Annotated in this window: 19 protein-coding genes; 6 read left to right on the top strand and 13 right to left on the bottom strand. The window is 55.2% G+C overall.

Translation table 11 applies throughout. The features are described from left to right. The first annotated feature begins 305 nt into the window (after positions 1-305). Complete coding sequence (locus RWM61_RS03930; protein WP_313997612.1) at positions 306-2,240, top strand: ATP-binding cassette domain-containing protein; 1,935 nt, start codon at positions 306-308, stop codon at positions 2,238-2,240. A 116-nt stretch (positions 2,241-2,356) separates the two neighbouring features. Here the strand turns inward: RWM61_RS03930 and RWM61_RS03925 are convergent, their stop codons facing one another. Then, positions 2,357-3,607 (bottom strand): MFS transporter, encoded by a 1,251-nt coding sequence (locus RWM61_RS03925; protein ID WP_313997610.1) that lies wholly within the window; start codon positions 3,605-3,607, stop codon positions 2,357-2,359. 221 nt (positions 3,608-3,828) lie between these two features. Between RWM61_RS03925 and RWM61_RS03920 the strand changes: the two genes are divergently transcribed. The 4 genes from RWM61_RS03920 (at position 3,829) to spoVAE (ending at position 6,326) form a co-directional block, all read left to right on the top strand. Continuing rightward, positions 3,829-4,284: a DMT family transporter gene (locus tag RWM61_RS03920; protein ID WP_313997608.1), complete on the top strand. Its 456-nt coding sequence runs from the start codon at positions 3,829-3,831 to the stop codon at positions 4,282-4,284. A gap of 187 nt (positions 4,285-4,471) precedes the next feature. Continuing rightward, the gene (gene spoVAC / locus RWM61_RS03915; RefSeq protein WP_313997606.1) at positions 4,472-4,957 is read left to right on the top strand and encodes a stage V sporulation protein AC; all 486 of its coding nucleotides are present in this window, start codon (positions 4,472-4,474) and stop codon (positions 4,955-4,957) included. A gap of 2 nt (positions 4,958-4,959) precedes the next feature. Further along, positions 4,960-5,979, top strand: coding sequence for a stage V sporulation protein AD (gene spoVAD, locus RWM61_RS03910; RefSeq protein WP_313997604.1), 1,020 nt, complete (start codon positions 4,960-4,962; stop codon positions 5,977-5,979). After that, positions 5,976-6,326: a stage V sporulation protein AE gene (gene spoVAE, locus RWM61_RS03905; protein WP_313997602.1), complete on the top strand. Its 351-nt coding sequence runs from the start codon at positions 5,976-5,978 to the stop codon at positions 6,324-6,326. The genes spoVAD and spoVAE overlap by 4 nt, the downstream gene beginning before the upstream one ends. Before the next feature lie 87 nt (positions 6,327-6,413). On the opposite strand, the gene RWM61_RS03900 is transcribed toward spoVAE, so the two are convergent. From RWM61_RS03900 to RWM61_RS03850, 11 genes are all read right to left on the bottom strand, one after another. After that, the gene (locus RWM61_RS03900; protein WP_313997600.1) at positions 6,414-7,214 is read right to left on the bottom strand and encodes a hypothetical protein; all 801 of its coding nucleotides are present in this window, start codon (positions 7,212-7,214) and stop codon (positions 6,414-6,416) included. Between the two features lie 164 nt (positions 7,215-7,378). Further along, positions 7,379-9,439 (bottom strand): hypothetical protein, encoded by a 2,061-nt coding sequence (locus RWM61_RS03895; RefSeq protein ID WP_313997598.1) that lies wholly within the window; start codon positions 9,437-9,439, stop codon positions 7,379-7,381. A gap of 296 nt (positions 9,440-9,735) precedes the next feature. Beyond that, complete coding sequence (locus RWM61_RS03890; protein WP_313997596.1) at positions 9,736-10,068, bottom strand: hypothetical protein; 333 nt, start codon at positions 10,066-10,068, stop codon at positions 9,736-9,738. A gap of 95 nt (positions 10,069-10,163) precedes the next feature. Beyond that, positions 10,164-10,373 carry a hypothetical protein gene (locus RWM61_RS03885; RefSeq protein ID WP_313997594.1) on the bottom strand — a complete coding sequence of 70 codons (210 nt, stop codon included), beginning with the start codon at positions 10,371-10,373 and terminating at the stop codon, positions 10,164-10,166. Further along, positions 10,370-11,776 carry a HAMP domain-containing sensor histidine kinase gene (locus RWM61_RS03880; RefSeq protein WP_313997592.1) on the bottom strand — a complete coding sequence of 469 codons (1,407 nt, stop codon included), beginning with the start codon at positions 11,774-11,776 and terminating at the stop codon, positions 10,370-10,372. The genes RWM61_RS03885 and RWM61_RS03880 overlap by 4 nt, the downstream gene beginning before the upstream one ends. Next, entirely contained in the window at positions 11,773-12,480 is a 708-nt protein-coding gene (locus RWM61_RS03875; RefSeq protein ID WP_313997590.1) for a response regulator transcription factor, read from the bottom strand. Before RWM61_RS03875 ends, RWM61_RS03880 begins: the two co-directional genes overlap by 4 nt. Before the next feature lie 83 nt (positions 12,481-12,563). After that, complete coding sequence (locus tag RWM61_RS03870) at positions 12,564-12,860, bottom strand: hypothetical protein (protein ID WP_313997588.1); 297 nt, start codon at positions 12,858-12,860, stop codon at positions 12,564-12,566. Positions 12,861-12,998: 138 nt separating this feature from the next. After that, complete coding sequence (locus RWM61_RS03865; RefSeq protein ID WP_313997586.1) at positions 12,999-13,571, bottom strand: class I SAM-dependent methyltransferase; 573 nt, start codon at positions 13,569-13,571, stop codon at positions 12,999-13,001. A gap of 32 nt (positions 13,572-13,603) precedes the next feature. Continuing rightward, entirely contained in the window at positions 13,604-13,819 is a 216-nt protein-coding gene (locus RWM61_RS03860) for an SHOCT domain-containing protein (RefSeq protein ID WP_313997584.1), read from the bottom strand. Between the two features lie 113 nt (positions 13,820-13,932). Further along, on the bottom strand, positions 13,933-14,778 hold the full coding sequence (locus RWM61_RS03855) for a cation diffusion facilitator family transporter (RefSeq protein WP_313997582.1): 846 nt from the start codon (positions 14,776-14,778) through the stop codon (positions 13,933-13,935). A gap of 309 nt (positions 14,779-15,087) precedes the next feature. Then, a complete protein-coding gene (locus RWM61_RS03850; RefSeq protein WP_399537837.1) occupies positions 15,088-17,649 on the bottom strand; it encodes a heavy metal translocating P-type ATPase in 2,562 nt (853 codons plus the stop codon). Between the two features lie 189 nt (positions 17,650-17,838). On the opposite strand from RWM61_RS03850, the gene RWM61_RS03845 reads away from it, so the two are divergent. After that, positions 17,839-18,585, top strand: a complete 747-nt coding sequence (locus tag RWM61_RS03845; RefSeq protein ID WP_313997580.1) for a ZIP family metal transporter — start codon at positions 17,839-17,841, stop codon at positions 18,583-18,585. Positions 18,586-18,606: 21 nt separating this feature from the next. Here the strand turns inward: RWM61_RS03845 and RWM61_RS03840 are convergent, their stop codons facing one another. Beyond that, positions 18,607-19,770 (bottom strand): F510_1955 family glycosylhydrolase, encoded by a 1,164-nt coding sequence (locus RWM61_RS03840; RefSeq protein ID WP_313997578.1) that lies wholly within the window; start codon positions 19,768-19,770, stop codon positions 18,607-18,609. Between the last annotated feature and the right edge of the window lie 8 nt (positions 19,771-19,778).

Here is a 19,778-nt window from a genome sequence, read left to right as displayed (position 1 = left end):
CGGTGTCTTCAGGCTCCGGTTGTTCGGGTTCTTCGCTCCGTTTCGCGCCCGTTTCCTGATCCCATTAGCCCAAGCAAGGTGGAAACGGGCACAAACAAGTCGCTCTTCCCCCGAACAACCTCCGCTGCAAAAGTAGACAGGCAATGAATAAGGGGAAATCCGCTTCGCAGAACCACGCGTCCCCTATAAGAGAACTCCGGCGGATTTTTGCTATAAAAGCATTAGTGAAGCCGGGCGAGCTGTTATGGTACACTTAGATCGGATTGCAATTTATAAATTCATCGCACAAATGCACGGAGGGAACTATGCTGCTGCAAGTATCCGGATTGACCAAAAGCTACGGCGCCAAACCCGTACTTTCCAATATTACGTTTCAGGTTCTTGAACGCGAGCGTGTCGGACTGGTCGGCGTCAACGGCGCGGGCAAGTCGACCCTGCTGCAAATCATTGCCGGCGAAATGCCGGCCGACGGCGGTCAAATCCATAAGCTGAAGGAAGCCCGCATCGGTTATTTGCCGCAGAACAGCGGGCTGCAATCCGACAGGACGATCGAGGCCGAGATGCGCGCCGTCTTCGCCGAGCTGCTGGATACCGAGCGGGAGCTCCGCGAGCTGGAGACCCGGATTGCCGACCCTGCCGTGCAGGCGGACACCGGCAAATATGAAGACGCGCTCGCGCGTTACGCATCCTGCTCCGAGTGGTTCCGCGAACGCGGGGGCTTCGAGATCGACAACCGGATCCGCAGCGTCCTGCACGGCATGGGCTTCGGCGGCTTCGCTCCCGACACGCCGATAGCGACGCTGAGCGGCGGACAGAAGACGCGGCTCGCGCTCGCCCGCATTTTGCTGCAAGCCCCCGATCTGCTCATGCTGGACGAACCGACAAACCATCTCGATATCGAGACGCTTACGTGGCTTGAGGATTATTTGAGGAGTTACCCCGGCGCCATACTCGTCGTCTCGCACGACCGCTACTTCCTGGACGCCCTCGCAACCTCGATCGTCGAGATCGAACGGCATGCCGCGAAGCGCTACACCGGCAATTACAGCCGTTATATCGAGATTAGAGCGGCCGAATACGAGGCGGCCTTGAAGCAGTTCGAGAAGCAGCAGGACGAAATCGCCCGCATGGAGGATTTCATCCAGCGCAACCTGGCGCGCGCCTCGACGACGAAGCGCGCGCAAAGCCGGCGCAAGGCGCTGGAGCGCATGGATAGGCTGGACAAGCCGCCGGGCGAACTGAAAAAAGCGCATTTCGCGTTCGAAATCGACCGGCAGACCGGCAAGGACGTGCTCGAGGTCCGAGATGTGTCCGTCGCCTTCGACGATGTCGCGGAACCGTTGTTCCGCAACGTCTCATTCCAGCTGCACCGCGGTGAAACGGTAGCGTTGATCGGACCGAACGGAATCGGCAAATCGACGCTGCTTAAAGCATTGACGGGCGAATTGAAGCCGCACGCCGGCACGATCCGATTCGGCGCGAATGTAAAGCTTGGCTACTACGACCAGGAGCAGACCGGACTCAATGCCTCCAGCACCGTGCTTGAGGAGGTTTGGAGCGCCTTTCCGCAGCTGGAGGAAGCGCGTATCCGGACGGTGCTCGGCAATTTTCTGTTCAGCGGCGAAGACGTGCTGAAAAAAATCGCCGCGTTGAGCGGCGGAGAGAAGGCGCGCGTATCGCTCGCCAAGCTGATGCTGGAACGCGCGAATGTGCTTATTCTCGACGAACCGACAAACCATCTCGACCTCTACAGCAAGGAGGTGCTCGAATCGGCCCTGCTCGATTTCGAGGGCACGCTGTTCTTCATTTCCCACGACCGTTATTTTCTGAATAAAATGACCGAACGCATTGTCGAATTGACCCCCGATGGCGCCGAACATTTCCTGGGGAATTATGACGAAATGCTGGAGAAGAAAAAAGAACTTGAGGAACTGCGCCTCGAGCGCGAGCAGGCATCCAAAGCCAAAGCGGGCGTGCGGCCGCAGGCGGCCGACATCTTTTCTTCCTACGAAGCGGACAAGCAGGCGAAACGCGATGAGCGCCAGAAGCAGCGCAAGCTTGAACAGCTGGAGAACGATATCGCGAAGCTTGAGGAAGAGATCGGCGAGCTTGAGGCGCAATTGGCCGATCCCGCCGTATACAACGACTACGTTCTTGTGCAGGAGAAGCAGGCGTCGATCGACGGCAAAAAAGCGGCGCTGCAAGCGGCGTACGACGAGTGGGAGCAATTGCTGGCCTAAATGAGAAACCTCTGCCGCAACCTAGCCATCCTAAACGACCGGGTTCGGCGGTGAGAAAAAATCCGTAGGCTCGCCTTCCAAGGCCGTGCAACGGGACTTTTGTCTGCCGCTGCACATCAGCTTGCCGCCCGCCGGTCCTTGGGAAGCAGGAACGCCAGCAGTCCGAACAGCGGCAAATAGCTGCTGGCCTGGATGACGGGGCTCATGCTGCCGTAATAGTCGCCGGCATTGCCTAGCACCACCCCGCCCAGGGCTCCCATGCCGAAGGCGAAGCCGGTTATCAGGCCCGATGCCAAGCCGACATTGCCGGGAAGGAGCTCTTGCGCGTAGACGACGCTGACCGAGAAGCCCGACATCATGACGAAGCCGATCACGGCTGCGACCGGATACACCCACGGCAGGGGCAAATACGGCAGCATCAGGGCGAACGGCGCGGCGCCTACGATCGAAAAGATCATCATCCGCTTCCGTCCGAACCGGTCCGCCGCCATGCCGCCGAACAGCGTCCCCGCCACGCCGGCGGCCAGGTAGAGGAAAAGCGCCACCTGCGCCGTTTGGATCGAAATGCCGTAATCGTCCCGCAGATAGAATTGGTAAAAGGACCCCATGGCCGCCCCGTACCAGGATCGCGCAAACACGATCACGATCAGCAGCGCCAGCGCGAGCCAGACCTTACGGTCGATTCGTGCAGCCGCGGCAAGCGAACCGCCGCCGCCGGCCTCGGCGTCAACAGGCCTTGCTTTCCGTTTCGAAGGAGCCCCGTATGCATGAAGCTGCTTACGGTACCACGGCACGACAAACAACAGGATGGCGATGGCGGCGGCCGCAAGAAGCGTACCCCAAATCGCGCCGAATTGGCCGAGCGGAATAAAGATGAAAATGGTCATAAGCGGCGCGAGCGAGGAGCCGGCATTCCCGCCGACCTGGTAAATCGATTGCGCCAATCCGCGGCGGTCGCCGGCGGCGAAATAAACGACGCGCGAGCCTTCCGGATGAAAAACAGCCGAGCCGATTCCGACCAGCATGACAGCCAGCACGAGCAGCAGGAAATTGGGCGCGACCGCCAGTCCGGCCATTCCGAGCAGGCTGATCGCCATGCCGACCGGCAGCATGCCAGGCGTCGGCCTTTTGTCGGAATATAAGCCGACAACGGGCTGCATGACGGAAGAGGTCATATTAAGGGCGAATCCGAGCCAGCCCATTTGGGCGAACGTCAGCTGAAGCGAACGTTCAAATACCGGAAACAGCGCCGTTACAACCGTTTGCATCGAATCGTTAAGCATATGTACGGAGCTGACGGCAAACAAAATGCCGAACACCGTAGCGGACGGCATGGCGGCCGGGCGCGCGTGGGCTGCAGTCTGCATCTTATGTCTCTCCCTCTCGTCCCTAACGGGCAATAAACCCAGTGTAGAGCGGGGGAAAAAGCGCCGTCAAACCCGATACAACCCCATTCCGACCGGCTGGCGCGGCGGTCCCAGCCCTTTTCTCCCAATTGCGTCCAATTGCTCATGCGGGCTAAAATCCGCGCGCGGATCGCTCAACCGCCGTCCTTATCCGTCATAATCACCGCCGGAAGGGCATAACCATGGATACGGACAAGGTCGGCGGGAGGGACGGAAGCATGCTTTATGTGATTATTCTGATCGTTACGTTCATTTGGGGAATCAACGGCCTGATCGACAGACAGGCGATTACGACCGGCCATCCGCTGGAAGTCAATTTTATAACAACCTTCACGATGTTTATCGTCGCTTCGATCTATCTCATGGCGGCCAAAGTGGGAGGCGTGCCGTTCCATTTTCACCGCAACACCATATTGTTCGCGATGACGAACGGCATTCTGGTCCCGACCGCATACGTCGCGTTTCTATATGCGCTTTCACGCGGATCGATCACGACCGTCGTCACGATCACCGCAAGCTACCCGCTGGTGACATTCGTGCTGGCCGTTCTTCTGCTGAACGAAACGGTATCCCCAAGCAAGGTGGCGGGCATGGCCCTGATCGTGCTCGGCCTCTTTCTGTTCGTCAGACAAACCTGAACCGTTCCCCATTATTCCCTCCGCTCCGGACAGTTATGCCATTCGACGAAAAAGAGTTCCCCTTCAGCGAACCCCCGTGAGCCTTACCTGCATCCCTACTGGAAAACAATTCTGCGTGTGGGTTTCGTCCTTTTGACACACAATTGGAGTATTGACAACGATGGAGGGCGAAGGAGGAGAACGCTGCGTGTCCAACAGTAATAAAAAGCAGCTGACGAAGACGCAACAGGAATATCAGGCGCTCGCGAAAAAGAGGGAGCCGTCCCGCCCGGTTCTCCGCAACTGTATCAAGGCGTTTGTTGTCGGCGGCACGATCTCCATCATCGGCCAAGCGATCCAGGACATGTTCGTGCGTTGGGGCGGCTTCGACAAGAAAGAGGCGAGCAACCCCACCGTGGCCGTCCTGATCCTGATCTCCGTTATATTAACCAGTTTGGGCGTATACGATAAAATCGCCCAATGGGCGGGCGCCGGCTCCGCGGTTCCGGTTACCGGTTTCGCGAACACCATGGCGTCTGCGGCGATCGAGCATCGAAGCGAAGGGCTTGTCCTCGGCGTCGGAGGCAAAATGTTCAAGCTGTCCGGTCCCGTTATCGTATTCGGAACGGTAGCCGCTTTTGTCGTGGGCATTGTGCACTGGATTTTGAATCCCGGCGCGGCAGGGGGGTCGTAGGCATGTTAACGGGCCATCAAAGCTGGCGGTTCGAGAATCGCCCGCGTCTGCTCGGTACGGCTGCCGTCGTCGGACCGTTCGAAGGGCAAGGGCCGCTTGCCGCCGATTTCGACCGGATTCATGGCGATCTCAGGATCGGACAGGAAAGCTGGGAGAAAGCCGAGAAGACACTGCTGGAGGAAGCGGCCAAGCTGGCCGTACAGAAAGCGGGACTGCAGAACGGTGACATCAACTTCTTCGTCGGCGGCGATTTGATGAACCAGATCATCAGCACCAGCTTTGCGGCAAGGACGCTTGCCATTCCGTACATCGGCGTGTTCGGCGCATGCTCGACCTCGATGGAGAGTCTGGCGATTGCGGCCAATCTGGTCAATTCGGGTTCGGCCGAATATGCGTTGGCCAGCGCATGCAGCCATAATGCGACTGCGGAGAAGCAATTCCGTTACCCGACCGAATACGGCTCCCAGAAGCCGCCGACCGCGCAATTTACGGTAACGGGCGCAGGCGCGGGCGTGTTGTCGCGGGAGGGAGAAGGTCCTTGCATCACGTCCGCCACGATCGGGCGCGTCATCGATATGGGGATTAAGGATCCGTTCAACATGGGGGCTGCCATGGCTCCGGCCGCCGTTGACACGATTCAGGCGCACTTCCGCGATCTAGATGTAGAGCCGGGCTATTATGATTTGATCGTGACCGGCGACCTGTCGAAAATCGGCTACCAGCTGGCGCGCGACTTGTTCGAGAAGCATAAAGTGCCGATCGATCAAACAGTGTATAAGGATTGCGGGATGATGATCTATGATTATGAAACGCAGCAGGTTCAGGCGGGTGCCAGCGGATGCGGCTGCTCGGCGGTGGTCACTTACGGCCATTTGCTGAAACGGATGCACAAAGGCGAGCTGAACCGGATATTAGTCGTGGCGACCGGGGCGCTGCTGTCGCCCCTCTCTTACCAGCAGGGGGAAAGCATCCCTTGCATTGCACATGCGGTATCCATCGAGAGGGGAGTGACTCCGGCATGATCTATTTGTGGGCCTTCCTGGTCGGAGGGGCAATCTGCGTCATCGGCCAAATCTGCTTCGACATTTTCAAACTGACGCCCGCCCATACGATGACGTACCTCGTCGTAGCCGGAGCGATTATTGAGGGACTCGGCTTCTACGATCCGCTGATCGAGTTCGCCGGCGCCGGCGCCACGGTACCGATAACGAGCTTCGGCAACGCGCTCGTGCACGGCGCGATGAGCGAATATGACAAGAACGGCTGGATCGGCATTATAACCGGCATATTCAAAATCACCAGCGCCGGCATATCCGCCGCGATCATCTTCTCTTTCATCGCGGCTTTGATCGCCAAGCCGAAGGGATAAAACGGACGGCATAAGAGGCTGAGGGCGGGAAATCTCTCCCCCAGCCTGTCTTTTTCGCCGCATGCGCTTATTCACATTTCGTTGGCGTTAATTCAATTGTACGGTTTTGACGCCATTGTACAGCGTGGCCATAAACAGTTGGCCGTTCTGCACATCGATGTCGATGACCGGGCCTCCCTTGACGAAGGAAAAAAGCCAAGGATATCCGTTGATTATGCCGATGCGATACAATCCTTTGTCCGTGCATCCGAATAGATGGCCTCCGCGCTTCATGACCGAATAAACAAACAGACCGGCAAACCTTATGCGCTCGAACCTGCCCTTTTTATTCCCGACGATAAGCTCTCCATGCTCCCCCGACCCCAACAGATGTCCCTTGTATACCGCCAGGCTGGTCACGCCGGCACCCACTGTGAATCCCGCCCATTCATCCGTCATCCGGTCATAGATGGAAAGCCCGTCTTCGTGGCCGAGAATGAGAAGCTGCGGCAGGTTCAGGAAGTCGTATACCCGCTTGTCATAACAAGCAATCGAGCCCCAAGAGCCCGTTTGATCGCAAAACAAGCCGTAAGCGGTCGCCGCGTACCGGCACCCGCCCTCGACACGATATTGGAAGCATGGAATCTCCAATTCTTCCTCCCACTGTTCGAATCCATGACAAAAAAGTCCTTTATTCGTGCATGCGAATAATTGTTCACCGTATAAAGCCATTCGGTTTACGGTCAGTTGTTCCGGGACCGGGTTGCTCAGCCTTTCCCACGCGCCCTCCAGGCCGGTCCGGTAAATGCTTCCGCCGAGCGAAGCGGCATAGAGTGTGCCGTCTCCCGCCTGAACGGACGAGAACGAGAGAGGAGTGAAGCTTTCGCCTTGTCTGATTTCAAAAGCCAATGCCTTTCCTCCTTGCAGTATCGTAAATGAAAATGATTCTCAATAGAGAAAATGATACTGTTTCCGCCCCCCGCTGTCAAGCGGCAGCAGGATAAAAAGCTTTTAACGTCGATCCGCCCTTTCGGAAAACGCTGAAGCAACAGCTCCCAAAGGATATATATGAATCATTGTTTTGATTCATCGTGCTCCAGCCCGTTTATTTGCTGCCGGTTATCCCACAACAACTGACGAAGATTGGACTTGGATCCCTGAATGACGAAATGCGGAATCGAGTTGGTTTTGGCAATTTCAACCCCTTCCCACGTCGCGCGATGCGAAGTGGAGGTGAGCAGCATGAACAAGGCATTCGACCGCCGCAAGTCGGAGACGATTCGCTCCGGGTGGTCGCCCGTATCATGGACCAAAGTCGCCCCGGTTTCCGTCACGACCTCTTCGAACCATTTGCGCTGCCCGCCTAATATGGCAATCGTGCATCCGGTCAGGAACGGCTCGGGTTTAGAGGAATAGGCAGCCGTATTCCGTTTCGCCTTCGCCGTTTGCGCGCGGCCTGCTTCGGCGTCCGTTCGCTGCTCATTCGCCGGCGTAAAATCCCGGTATACACGTGACAGACGGGCAAATTCGCTTTCCGCGGACACATTGAACGTGCACGGCGTTCCGTCCACAGGCTGCTGGATTTCGATATCTTTGCGGTGGATGGGATAGCGAAGTTTCGGATCGTTCAACGCCACGCAATACCACGTATAATGCTCGCCCAGTTCGATATATCCGTCATACTGCCGGACTGCCGAGTACGTGTCATCGCCTTGAAAAAGCAGCTCGATCTCGTATAATATGCCTCCGGATTCTTGCTTGTAAGGACGGCACATCACTTCCGCTTCATGCTGCAAATTGTGGTTGATGACCATGGACTCCGTTATGTTGAACACTTCACCGTTGTCCAGTTGTATATAGCCTCCGTGATCGCGGCGGTAAAAGGTTCCCGGATAAACGGGAACCTTTTCACCCTCATCCGCTTTCTCCCCCGGCGATGGGGGAGACATTGTCTTGAACCGCCCAGGTTCTGCATCAGCATGATGGGGGAGATCGTCCCTGAGATCGTATGCTTCCAAGGCATCGAGAAGATCAATGATTTTTCGCATGCGCCGGCGCTGCGTCTTGCGGGATGATCCCTCCTGCGAATGAGCCAGTTGTTCGCCGATTCGTCGGAAATCCTCATTCAGCCGATTGAGAAGCACCCGGATAAGCTCGTCCGGATCGCGAAGCGCACGCTGTAATTCCGCCGCGGACTTGCGCAATCGGCCATTTTCATTAACGAGATGCTCCAACTGCTGATTGTGCATGTCGATTTCCTGGTTCCCCAGCCGCAGCTGCTGCTGAAGCTTGTCTTTGTCGGCAAGCCATTGCGCCTCCGTCTGTTTGCGCATCTGCTCCTCCATCCGGAGCCGCCGCGCAGCCTCCTCCGCTTTTTTCAGAGCCTGCGCGGTTTGTTGCCTTTGCTCGTCCAGCTGGTGTTCGGCTTGCTTCAGTTCCTTCTCTTTCTGCCGAATCAACCGGTTCTGCCGAGCCAATTCCTGATCCCGATTCCGGCGCAGCTCCGATTCCCTCGCAAGCTTCTTCTCCAGATTCTCAATTTTGCGTCGGTATGAACGCTCTTCGCTCGGCGCTGCCGCGCCGGTTTCCGTAACGGTCTGCCGCTCTTCTTCACGGATCGGCGCCGGCTTCCGTTCGGACTCTTTTTCCGCCAGTGCTTCCGAATGTGCTTTCCACCGTTCCGGGGCCGCCTCCCTGCCCGGATGAAAGTAAAGCGCCCAGTAATAATGCCACAATCCGAAGCGGTCGATCCAATCGCGCTCCTTGCCGATGAAGGAGTCAATGGTCTCGTCCGGGTCTTCAAGAAGTGGCGAGACCTCCTGAAAAACTGCTAAAATCAATCGCTGCTTGCTGTCCAAATCATACTGCGCTTGTTTGAGGAAGGAATGGAACGTTTTCACAAACATCGTTTCGGGCCATTTCCTCGCATCGCGCTTGGCAAACGAAAATTGGAGAGACTTGGCCATTTTCCGTTGTCCCCGTTCGTCCATCTCCCGAACCAGCGCTACGATCAAGTCAACCGCAAGGGGAATGGAATTCTCCCGTTCGACGATATTTTTGTATGGTTCAATTTCTCTTTTCCACTCCATCGGATTAAGCATGCCCCATATTTTCGCTCTCATTTTCAGGTTCATGTCTGGTCTCCTTTCGACCGGTCTCTACACTATACTATACTCTTTCTACAAACGAACCGAAAAACCTGTTGAAACACAGAGTCAGTCCGGCACCATTAAGAGGAAAAGCAGCATGGTTTCACAAAAAAATCGCCCTCCGCCCGACCAAGAAGGCCAAGCAGAGGGCGAAAGAGCGCCTTGCGCGGTACAGCTTGCACCGCGGCGCCGGCCATTTTGCGGCAAGCTTCCGCACATGCAAAACGAAAGCGCTCCTCATTCGGAGCGCTCGCTTGATTTCCTGACGATCGTCAGGGAATTTATTTGGTTTTCGGTGCGGCCGGCGACTTCACATTGCTGTCCTTGTCACCGTTAGTCTCCATAAACGAGCCGCAGGCATTCATCATTTCCTGCCCCTCGGGAGTGTTCATGGCATTCATCATTTTCTGCATGCCCTCGTTGTTCATCATCTGCATCATGCCGGACATATCGTTTCCGTTCATCATGCTGTCCATACCGCCGCTTTCGTTCATCATGCTGTCCATATCGCCGGTTCCGCCACCCTTGTCACTGGATGCGAACGCCGCTTGGCCGACCACCAATGCCGCCGCCAACGCAAACGAAACGATGAGCAAATTTCTTTTTTTCTTCATGGTCGATTGCCTCCTTCATATCTGAGTTTACACTAACATCATAACCGCCAGATGTGTTCAAACCGTGATGATTCTATGATGGAGCAATGAAATGTTCATTTGCGGCTGCCTTTGTTTCGATTCCATAACAGATACAATACCGTGGCAATGAAGGCCGGGATGCCGATCCAGATACAGATGAGCAGCACGTTGTATAGAAACGCTTGCACAGCGGAAGGATTCACGATAATTGTCGCCGACATCGCCAAACAGGACACTCCGACGATCACAAGGAATATGGCCAGCAACCAATCGTTCCGCTTCACGGGCTGTCCCCTCCGATCGGAAGTATGATCTCGAAACGGGTGCCTTTGCCGGGAACGCTGGATACCTGAACCGTTCCGCCCTGCATTTCGACCAGCTGCTTCACGATCGCAAGGCCCAATCCCGTACCTCCGTGTTCCCTGGAGCGCGATTTCTCCACCCGGTAAAATCGTTCGAATACCCACGGCAGTTCCTCCTCGGGAATGCCGATCCCGGTGTCCTCCACCGCGGTTGCGATTTTGCCGGGTCCTGCTTGCCTGATTTCAACGAGGATCGAGCCGGACTCCGTGTAACGGATGGCATTGTCGAGCAAATTCATGAACACCTGCTGCATTCTCTGCCCGTCGGCATACACAAATGGCACCTGCTGCGGCATATCCGCGCGAATGACGAGTTTTTTATGTTTGGCTTTCGGCTCCACTTTGCGGATCGCAAGCTCCACGACTTCGGTCAAATCGATCCATTCCATTTGCAGGCTGATTTTGCCTTCCTCCATCTTCGACAACTCAAATAAATCCTGAATCAAATGGGTTAACCGTTTCGACTCGTCATGGATAATGTCCAAATATTTATGCTTCTCTTCTTCCGATTCGTACAACCCTTCCCGCAGCACGTTGGCGTAGCCTTCCAGATTGGTCATCGGTGTCCGGAGATCGTGGGATATATTGGAGAAAAACTCGCTTCGCGTATCGCGGTACCGCTGCAGGTCGACGGCAAGATCGTTGATGGCTTTGGCCAAAGATCCGATTTCATCGTTCGAAGGGATATCCACCCGGGTATCAAGCTCCCCTTTGGCGATCCGGCGAGTTGCCTTCTCCATCCGCACGAGCGGCTCCGACAGTTTTCTGGAGAGCACGAATATAAGCCCCAGCGCGAGAAAAAAGGCTCCTACGCCGGAAAGGATCAAGGATCCCCTCACCTTTTGCAGGGATCGATCGATGACATCCACGGAGGAGAGGACATAGACGGCGCCGTAAAACCGGCCTTCGGAAACGATGGGTTGTCCGGAGGCAACGAATCTTTCTTGGGAGACAGGATCAACCATTTCGATTTGAACCGCTTTTGCGCTCGCCAGCCGATTCATTTCTTCCTTGGGAATAAGCGAGTTCAGCGGTCTCCACGAAACGCCGGAGTTGGCCACAATTTGTCCTTCGGCGTCGACGACAAGCGATTTAACGTCCGCAAACGCAGACATCATTTCAATCATAGTGACCGTCATGGAGCTCGTGCTGGCGGAAATTTCCGCCGCGTATCGCGAAGCCAGCTGTTCGATCTGCTTCTGCACCTGACTGTAATAGAAGCCCGAAAAAATTTGATTGATCACAAAGCCCATAGGAAAGAGTACAACCAAAAAGAGCGAAAAGATCGTAACGCCCAATTTGACGACAATCCGATTCGCGTTCATTTATGATCCTCTGCCGCTTGAAATTTATAGCCGACGCCCCATACCGTTTGGATCGGAACATAAGACAGCCCCGCGGCGCGCAATTTTTCCCGCACATTTTTCACATGCGTGTCCACGGTGCGGGTATCCCCAAAATAATCGTGGCCCCACACTTGCTCTAAACATCCTTCGCGTGTAAATGCGCGGTTCGGATGCTGAGCCAGAAAGCGCAGAAGGTCGAACTCTTTCGGGGTGAGCTCAACGGGCCGATCGTTGACGGTCACCTGTCTGGCATCGGAATCGATTTGCATTTCCTTGTAGACGATCGTGTTGGGAAGCGCCGCCGCGGGATCCGCCATGCTCGTACGCCGCAATAGGGCAAAAACACGGGCGATCAACTCCTCCGGTTCGAATGGCTTCACCACATAATCGTCGGCACCCAGATTCAGGCCCTGCACCTTGTCTTTGGTCTCCGTTCGCGCCGTCAGCATCAAAATAGGGATTTGGCTCGTTTGACGGATTCGTTTGCACACTTCCCACCCGTCCATATCGGGCATCATAACGTCCAGCAGAATTAAATCGAATCGCTGTCGACCCGTGAGCGCAAGCGCCTCATGGCCGTTGCCGGCTTCCGACACCTGAAAGCCGCTCTTGCTCAGGTATATGCGCAAAAGATTTCGAATCGTCCACTCGTCGTCGACGACAAGCACGTGAATTTTTTGCATAGGCGCTCCTTCGATCCGTGAGTTCGGCCCCAGCCGCTACCTTTCATTGTACTGGAAAATGCAGCGGGTCGTCACCCGCCTGCTTACCGCAAGCGGGTGTTGCCCGAGCGGCTTATGGCAAAACCGACGATCCCGGCCAGCAAACCGAGTACCGCCAGGACGAGCATAAGCGTCAGTCCAAAGCTGAAGTAGGAACCGAGAAAGGAAACAAACGTTTCTCCCGTCGCTCCGCCGTCCGCCACGGCCGTTTCTCCGCCATTCATGATGCCGGCTCCGGGCCCCATACCGCCGTTCATCATGCCCGGGCCCATCCGGCCGCCCATTATATCCATGCCGCCCCCCATCGCTCCGGAAGCGGCGCCGCCCGCTGCGGAATCCATGGGACTCGCTGCGGTCCCGACCTCCGTTAGGGTTGGATCGTCAAAAAATCTCCGGAACAGGATTTTCAGCAGACCGATTGCAGCGATACCCGCTAACGAGAACCCGGCAAGTTTTAACCAGCCGTTTTTCATTGTCGTTCACCCCTTGTTTACGACCTTTCGGTTGACCGCTTTCGCGACGAGGAAGATGTCCTTGTAATAGCGCTCGACGGACAGGACGGCAAGACCGGAATTCTCGATCAGCTGCAAGGTGTTCCGGTTTAAATGACAGCCGTCGCAAATCCGTTTCCAAACCGGCGTCAGCCAATCTTGCAGGGTTCCCAGGAAAGAACGGTTTACCCGCACATGCTCGAAAAATAGCACCTGTCCTTCCGGCTTGCACACGCGGCGGATTTCCGCCAGCGCTTTGACCGGATCCGGAATGGTGCACATCACCAAGGTTGCGACCACCGAATCAAAAGCGTTGTCGGGGAAAGGAAGCCGCTCCGCGTCACCCGGCAGGACGGAGATTGCCGCGCGCGCGTTCACCGCCCGGGGGAGCGATTGTGCGCGCATCGAAGAGTCGGGCTCCACGGCGGTGACTTGCGCGGCAGTATCGTAATAAGGAAAATTGATGCCGGTTCCGGAGCCTATTTCGAGCACGCGGCCTTGGACCCCGGCGATCAGACTGCGGCGAATGGGGCCGAAGCTCCCGCGTTCCAGCGGCCCCATGAGCGCATCATAATATTTTGTGAAAAATGTCGTCATCGCGTTTGCGACAAAACCGATTTTTTCTGGTGAAACTCTTCTTCGCTGATTTCCCCGCGGGCGAACCGTTCCTTCAGCACCTGAAGCGCCGGATCTTCCTTTTTGGCGAAAGAATGGGTCAGAAGCAGCAAGACCCCGTATATCACCAATCCGATGATCAGAACCCAAAAAATCATGTTCCACGCCACGGCCCAGCCAAACATGTTCATCATACCTGTAACCTCCCATCATCAAAGCCGGATTACTTATAAGTGTATACCAAACATTTGTTTAAACCATGAAAAAATTGTGTGGAACTTATGAAGTCCACAAGCAGCTGCTTGATTTAGTGATCCTCGATATCGCACTCCGTCTCCGGCGTATCGATTTGGATCGTCGTATGTTTGATTTTGAATTGATCCTCCAATATTTTTTTGGCCTCCTTCATCACCATCGTGCCGCTTTGCGTGTCGTTCACGACGATATGGCAGCTAAGGGAAGGGATATCGGAAGAGATCGCCCAGATATGAAGATCATGCACCTCGATTACATTCGGTATGGAACCTAGCCTAACACGAACTTCGGCGACATGGATATGGGACGGGGCGCCTTCCATCAGGATGTGAATCGAATCCCTCGTCACCCGGTAGGCGCTGATGATGATCAGGATGGCTACCAGCACACTGGCGATAGGATCCGCTAGGTTCCACCCGAAAAACATAATCAGCAAAGCTGCCGCGATTGCTCCGACGGAACCGAGCATATCCCCGATAACATGCAGAAAGGCGCTCCTCATGTTAAGGTTCTCGGACCTGTCGCCCTTCATCAGAATAAAGGCTGCGATGATATTAACCAGCAGGCCGATCGAGGCGATAACGATCATTCCCGAGCTCATCACTTCAGGCGGCTCGGAAAAACGTCTGTATGCTTCCCAGAATATGTACAGAGAAATTCCTATCAAGGTAAGACCGTTGATAAACGCGGCCAATACCTCAAACCGTTTGTAGCCGAAGGTCTTGAACTCGCTGGCCTTCCGCTCCCCGAACGTGATCGCCGCATAGCTTAATCCGAGCGCGGTGGCATCGCTGAACATATGGCCGGCATCGGAAATCAAGGCAAGGCTGTTTGTGATAAAACCGCCGATCGCTTCGACAATCATATACGCGGTAATGATAAAAAATGAAAGCTTCAACGCCTGCTTATTCGCGTTTTTCCCGTGGTTGTGGGAATGGCCGGGGCCATGCGAATGACCTTGACCATGCGCTTGGCCGGGAGAATGAGAATGGTCGTGATCATGCGAATGACCGTCAGAATGGGAATGGTTTGCATGATTCGGATTGTTTTTTTGACCCATATCGTTAGCTCCTTTGCAGGTTTTAATGAGGTGTTTGCGACGGCTATCGTCACTGACACTGCCCACAGGATTCCCTGGTTCAAATGGATAATACCCGATTTTATCGTAAAAAACCCCTGCAATTCAACATTTTGCAGGGGCGTTCCATTATCTCGCGGCATGCTGGGCGGTTGTGCCGGCGGGCTGGCGCCCCTCTGTCCCTTGCCGATCCAGCGGATTTCTTTGCGTCCGCAGCAAACGCATGCCATTGGCAATGACAAGCAGCGAACTTCCGGTATCGGCCAACACTGCCATCCACAGCGTGGACCAACCCATGAAAATCAAAACCATAAAAACCGCCTTCACGAGCAACGAGAACGTAATATTTTGTTTAATGATGCGCAGTGCGCGGCGGCTTAAACCGACGGCATAGGGCAGCTTGGAAAGATCGTCGGCCATTAAAGCGACATCCGCCGTCTCCAGCGCGGTATCCGTACCCGCGGCGCCCATGGCGATCCCGACCGTCGAAACGGCAAGCGCAGGGGCATCGTTCACGCCGTCCCCGACCATCGCCACACCATTCTCCTGCTCCATCAGCTCTTTAATGGACGACACTTTATCCTGGGGAAGCAGCTCGGCCCGGTAATCAATGCCTCCCAGCTTGGCGGCAACCGCCTTGGCCGTGCCCTGGTTATCCCCGGTAAGCATGACGATCTTCTTCATACCGGCCGCTTGCAGTTCCTTGATCGCAGCCTTGCTGTTCGCCCTGATTTCGTCGGCGACGGTAATGATCGCCATCACCTGCTCCTTCGTCCCAAGAAGCATCACCGTCTGGCCTTTTTGCTGGAGGCGGTCGATTTGTAACTGAATCGCGCCGAGAGAAGCGCCCAAATCGTCGCGGAACCAGCGCGGATTGCCGATGTGGTATACCGTTCCGTCAATTTCCGCCTGTGCGCCTTTTCCGGTTACGGAAGTGAAGTCCGAGCATTCGGGGATGCCGATTCCCTCTTGCCTTGCCTTGCGCACAATGGCTTCCGCTACCGGATGTTCGGACATGGCTTCCACGCTAGCGGCGATGGCCAATACATCGGAAGAGCCGCTTCCACCGAGCGGAATGACTTCTTCGACCTGCGGCACCCCGGCAGTCAAGGTTCCGGTCTTGTCGAACGCGACGGCTGTGATGGTGCCGAGCCGTTCCAGATGCGCGCCGCCTTTGATCAGGATTCCGTTCCTTGCGGCATTGCCGATCGCCGAAACAATCGATACAGGCGTGGAAATGACCAGTGCGCACGGGCACGAAACGACGAGCAGCATGAGCGCCCGGTAGAACCAGACGTCGAAAGGCTGACCGAACATCAGCGTCGGAATCGTCGCAATTCCGACCGCCACCGCAATGACGGCGGGGGTATAGTATTTGGAGAACACGTCGACGAAGCGTTGGGACGGGGCTTTCTGCGCCTGCGCCTCCTCGACGAGGTGAATAATCCGGGAGAGCGTATTGTCCTTCGACAGCTTGGTCACTTCGATCTCCAGGGCGCCTTGCTGGTTGATGGTTCCGGCGAACACATCGTCGCCGGCCCCCTTCTCCACAGGAATCGATTCTCCCGTTATCGGAGCCTGGTTAATCGCGGAGTAGCCTTTGGCGATCTTGCCGTCCATTGCGATTTTTTCACCCGGCTTGACCAGCATCATGTCTCCGACAGCAATTTGCTCGACCGGCAGCGTCACCGTCTGTCCGGATCTGCGCACGGTCGCCGTGTTCGGCGCCAAATTCATGAGCGAACGGATCGAGTTTCTTGTTCTGTCCATCGTATAGGCTTCGAGCGTTTCACCCAAAGCGAACAGGAACACCACCGCCGCCCCTTCGCCCCATAGCCCGATGACGGCTGCTCCGACAGCAGCAATCGTCATCAGGAAATCCATGCCGACCGTCCGCGAACGCAGCCCGTAAATGCCGCTCTTGGCGATCCGGTAACCGCCGATCACGATCGCCGCCGCGTATAAGACAGCCGCGGTTGACTCCTCCATCATCCCCATAAGGGAAGGAATCCAGGCCAGCAGAAACAGCACACCGGAAATAGCGGTAGTGAGCGCCTTTTTGTTTCTCTTCCAGAACGGCTGCTCCGTTTGCAGCCGGGCAGCGCCCTCTTTTTCTTCCATCGCGGAATAGCCCGCCTGTCTGACGGCTTTTTGAACGGCCTCGACGGCATTTCCGTCATGCTCCACCGTCATTTTGGCTGCGCCAAAATTCACGCTGACACGAACGACGGAAGGGATCGCCCCCACTCTCTTCTCCAGTTTCTGCGCACAATCGGCACAGTCCATTCCTTCGATGCGGAATGTGCTTATGTTTTGATTGGAATTCGCCGTTTGGGCAACATCGTAGCCTAATTTCCGAACGCTTTTTACAATCGTATCGAAATCCGTTTTGGATTCGTCATACCCGACGCTCATTTTCGAGGTCGCAAAATTGACATCAATCTGACTGACTCCATCGATCCGGGAGATTACCTTTTCGAGTTTGGTCGCGCAATCTCCGCAATGGAGCCCGGTTAAAGATGCCATTTGGCTTGTAAACTGAGCCGGGTGATGGTGACCGTCACCGTGGTCATGGTTGTGTCCATGATGGGAATGCTCGTGGTGATCGTGGTCGCAACAACTTTTTTCCATATGGCTATGATTTTGTTTTTGTTTTTGTTTATCTTCATGACTGCAACAACTTGAAGCCATTGGAACTGCCTCCTTCCGATTAATACATGATTAATTGCTCATATATCATTTACTATAGTATGCCGTTGGTTCACGGTTGTCAATCATTTAAATCAATAGTTGCTCATATATTATGCTGTCACGGGTTGTTGGGCTAAAAATAAGACGGTATGGAGATCGATCGACTTTCAAGATCGGAGGGATTCATTTATGCAGGTTGCGGGTATCGTCCTGGCAGGCGCATTCGGGTTATTAGTCGGCGGAAGCGGTATTGGAGCAGGCGGGTTGCTTGCTTACGGCATCGTTCATGCCCGAAGACCAATGATCCCTGTTTTTGTATCGGCAGGTACGGGCACGATTGCCGCCTTCATCTGGCTTGAAATTTTTCCTGAGAGTATCAGGACAGGCGGGCTCTTCATGACGTTGATCGGCGTGCTTGCAGGCTATGCGTTGGCAAGAAAAATGGACAGGTTGTCTCATCGAGTGTTTATCATGACCAACAACCCCGGGCAGGAGCGCTTGCTGCAATCGGGCATGCTGCTCGCCTTTGCCGTCGGCTTGCACAATTTCCCGACCGGCATGGCTTTAGGCAGCAGCTTAATGGGCACACCGCAGATCGCTCGGCATTTAAGCTTTGCGATGGTCATTCATTCCGTACCGGAAGGACTAGCTCTGGGCCTTCCCCTGGCGCTGTCGAAGGTTCGCCCGTCAGCCATTCTCATCACGGCCGTCATGGTTGCCGTCCCTACAGGGCTGGGTGCCGGCCTGGGATACGTCTTCGGCATCGTTTTCCCATCGATTTTGTCTTTCATGCTGGGTGTCGCAATCGGAACGATTATTTATGTCACCTTTTTTGAAATATTAAGCCCCGCCTGGAAAGAAAGCGGGGCTCGAAGAGGTGCTATCGGATTCCTTTGCGGCTGGGCGCTTGGGCTCTTTATGATCTCCATTCTGTAAGGGGATCCGCCGCGTGTGCGGTCAGTCCCCCATTTTCCCTTTGCCCTGATCGGCGATTTTGGTCCAGGTTTCTCCGGAATCGCCGGATCTAAACACATCGGATTTGAAGGTTGCAAACGCAAGCTCCTTCGGATTTTTCGGATTTTGCGCGAAATAGGCGACGGCGTCTTCCGTTAATTCAGGAATTTTCATCTCAACCGTCTGTTTGGTATCAATATCAAGTTGAAGGAGCGAAGCCGCAGGGGCCCGATAGCTTCCGATAAATAACGAGCCTTGTTCATTAAAAAACAGGGAAGTTACCTGCGCGTCGGACAGCTTCTCGAAATTCTGTCCGCTGTCTTGTGAAACAAACAATCCCTGCTCCGTGCCGATCGCGACCACCGTGTCGTTGGTCGGATGGACGGCAATCGCCGCGGGATCGCCGGCCATGCCTTGCATTCCGCTTTGCGTCCAGGTTTTCCCTTCATCCTTCGAATAGTAAAGGCCGGGAGACTTCATTTGCGAATTGGGTTGGGGGTTGACGACATAAATTGCCTTCGTCTTATAACCTGCACCCATGAGATGGAAATCGGTTTCCCCATATACCGCAAGCGTTTGAAAGCTTTTTCCTTCATCCGTGCTTTTCACCACGCCGAAAGGATTCTTCTTGTCTGAACCGGGAGCGGGGTGCCCGCTGCTGTAAAACCCGTCCTCCACCGCGGAGAAGCCCATATAATCGTGTTTCTCCCCCGGTCCCTGGGACCAATGCCCCTCGGAAAATGCCATAATGCCTTCGTGCGCGGGCATTAACAGCCGCTCTCCGTCGACTGAGTAACCGAGACCATGAATATGCGGCACGGACATTTCATTTGTTCCGCCGCCAACGGAACCAGCCGCTCCGCTTATAACGACTCCCACCAGCGACAATATCCACGCCGCCCGGAACCGGTTTGCGGTCTTCGACAATTGCTGCCGCCTGTTACGCTCCTCTTGTTTTTTCGCATTATGCAGCTGTTTTGCCTTGGTTGCAGCCAACCAGTATAAAATCAGAAACAGCACAAAAAGGACGCCGGTACCGATCAAAAAATAGGTACTCAGTGCAACCCCCGTTTTTGGTTCTTCCTCCGCTCCGTGCGCAAAAACTTGAGCAGGCAGCAAAGACGAACCCGTAATCGTCAGCCATCCCGTGTTTTTAAAAAATCGCATTTCGAATC

Origin of the sequence: uncultured Paenibacillus sp. (assembly GCF_963515335.1) — a bacterium.
Classification (GTDB): Bacteria; Bacillota; Bacilli; order Paenibacillales; family Paenibacillaceae; genus Paenibacillus_I.
The sequence above is the reverse complement of the archived record's forward strand: the minus strand, read 5'-3'. Positions and strand labels throughout refer to the sequence as shown.